Origin of the sequence: Actinotalea ferrariae CF5-4, from assembly GCF_000603945.1 — a bacterium.
Lineage (GTDB): Bacteria > Actinomycetota > Actinomycetes > Actinomycetales > Cellulomonadaceae > Actinotalea > Actinotalea ferrariae.
Genome location: NZ_AXCW01000212.1, coordinates 1 through 2,415 on the forward strand (window position 1 = coordinate 1; position 2,415 = coordinate 2,415).

3 protein-coding genes are annotated in these 2,415 nt (G+C 75.7%); 1 reads left to right on the plus strand and 2 read right to left on the minus strand.

Features of this window, described 5'->3' with window-relative positions:
• A partial coding sequence (locus N866_RS21470; RefSeq protein WP_034227647.1) for a hypothetical protein occupies positions 1-300 on the plus strand: 300 nt, incomplete at its 5' end.
• Here N866_RS21470 and N866_RS14625 read toward each other — a convergent pair.
• Positions 283-1,542 carry a DUF2254 domain-containing protein gene (locus N866_RS14625; RefSeq protein ID WP_052023094.1) on the minus strand — a complete coding sequence of 420 codons (1,260 nt, stop codon included), beginning with the start codon at positions 1,540-1,542 and terminating at the stop codon, positions 283-285. The genes N866_RS21470 and N866_RS14625 overlap by 18 nt on opposite strands.
• 141 nt (positions 1,543-1,683) lie before the next feature.
• Positions 1,684-2,415 (minus strand): SRPBCC family protein (locus tag N866_RS14630; RefSeq protein WP_081802678.1); only part of this gene is annotated, 732 nt, incomplete at its 5' end.

A 2,415-nucleotide genomic window follows, 5' to 3' on the forward strand; every position in this document is an offset into this window, starting at 1 on the left:
CGCGCGGCGGGGCTGCTCGCCGCGACGGTGACCTCCGCCGCGTCCGGGTTCGGGTACGCCGTCGGGGGGCCGCTCCTGCTGTTCGGGGCGACCGCGCTGGTCGTCGTCGTCGTCGCGCTGGCCGCCGTGCCCCTGCTCCGCACCCGGCGGACGGCCGGCACGCAGGGCACGCACGGCACGACTGCCGGAGTGCTCGAGGGGAGCCCGGCGGCGGCCGCGAGCATGCCGGCGGGCACGGTTCCGAGGAGGTCGGCCGCGCTGTGCGCGGCGGCGACGGGCGGTTCACCGATCCCGCGGTGACTCCTCGGGGTGGTCCGGGGGGATCTCCCGGCGGACCGCCGCGAGCGCCGGCCGGTGCCGCGGCAGGGCGACCTCGTCGAGGTCGTCGAGCATGGCGCGCAGCCGCACCGGGATCTGCAGGGAGTCGCGCCCCCAGTGGGCGATCTCCCGGACGGCGAGCTGCAGGAGGTCCGCCACCGTCTGCGGTCGGTGCACGACCCGCAGGCGGCCCTCGTCGTCGACCAGCCGCGCGGGCGGGTCGTACCGCTGCACGGCGAGCCGCAGGGCCCGGTGCTCGGCGTCGACCACCTGGCTCGCCGTCGTCGGGTCGTTGACGGCCGGGGACAGCGCGCGCTCGGCGATGTCGACGAGCTTGCGCAGGCCGAACGCGGGGTCCTGGCCCACCCCCCGCTCCCGCGCGAGCACGACCGCCTTGCCGACGTCCTCGACGAGCTCGTCCGTCAGGGCGGCGTGCGACCCCGCGCGCACGACGGCGACGCGGCCGCCCTCCGGCAGGAACTCACCCATCTGCCGCACGACCTCGATGAGCACGTCGTGCTCGGCGGCGATCCGCAGGAGCCCGTCCAGGTCGACCTCCCGCAGGTGGCCCGAGCGGTCGCCGACGGTGACCGTGCGCGCGGCGGGGCGCGGCGGGCCGTCGTCGGCGGGCTCGTCCGGCGGCTCCTGCGGGTAGAGGCGGCCGACGACGTCCCGTGCCTCGTCGGCGGTGCCGAGCACCACCTGGGAGACGCGGATCGAGTTGGTGATGTGCTGGATGAAGGCGAGGAAGAACCCCACGCTCGCCAGCACGAAGAGGAAGGCCGCGGTGACCGACGTCTGCGGGACGAAGGCCTGGAGCTCGTCGCTCTCGCCCCGAACCGAGCGCAGCACCGTGAGCGCGTAGACGAAGGTGCCCGTGAAGACGCCGAGCGTGGACTGGGTGACCCGGCTGTCGAGGAACGACCCCAGCACGCGGGGCGTGAACTGGCTGCTGGCCAGCTGCAGCACCACCATCGTGATGGAGAAGACGAGGCCGGTGACCGAGATCATCGCCGAGGCGATGGTGCTCAGCAGCGAGCGGGCGCCGTCCGGGCCGCCCTGGAACAGCCACGGCACCGAGGCGCTCAGGGAGCGGTCCAGCGCCGGCAGCGCGACGGCGAGCACACCGGAGGCGACCGTCAGGACGACGGGGAGCACCCAGAAGGGCTGCCACACACGCTGCCAGGCGCTCTCCCGGGGCGGTCGGTAGCGGGGGGCGGACACGGTGGGCGCTCCTCGGGTCGGTGTCCTCGCAGCCTGGCGCGTCCGGCGGAGCCGCGCATCCGGGGGCCCGGGCGACGCGGTCACCGGCGGGGACGCCGCGAGGGCCGGGGCGCGTGCCCCGGCCCTCGCGGTCGATCCGGCTCAGAGCCGGGACTCGGTGCCCGACTGCCCCTCGGTCGGGTCGACGACGCCCGTGCGGGCGTCCGGTGCGACCGGGGTGCTCGGGTCGCCGCGGTGGAGGTCCCCGGCCTCGACCCCGATGGGCGTGGCCGGGTCGAAGGGCGCGTCGTCCGGGACGGCCGTCGTGGCCGCGCCCGAGTCCGAGTCCTTGCCGGTCGCCGAGGCGATCGCGGCCACACCGGCGGCCGCCAGGCCGAGGCCGGCCGCGGCGGCCTTCTTCGAGATCCCCGCCTTGCCGGAGTCGCCACGGGAGGCCGCGGCGTCGTCGGTGTCCGGGGTGCCGGTGTGGCCTGCGGTCGCGATCGCGCCCCGCCAGGCGCCGCTCGCGTAGCCCTCGTCCTCGATGAAGGCCTTGAAGCGCTCGAGGTCCTTCTCGGCGGTCCGCCCGATGACGCCGAGGGCGTCACCGGCCTTCTCGACGAGGCCCTCGGGCTCGTAGTCGAGCGACAGGTGCACCCGCGTCTGACCGCCGCCGAGGTCCTCGAAGCGGACCGCGCCGGCGTTGGTCGCACCCTCGCTCGCCGCCCACGCGACCTCCTGGTCCGGGACCTGCTCGAGGATGTCCGCCTCCCACTCGCGCTTGACGCCGCCGATCTCGGCGACCCAGCGCAGCCGGCTGTCGCTGAGCTGCTCGACCTTCTGGACCCCGCTCATGAAGTGGGGGAACTCCTCGAACTGCGTCCACTGGTTGTA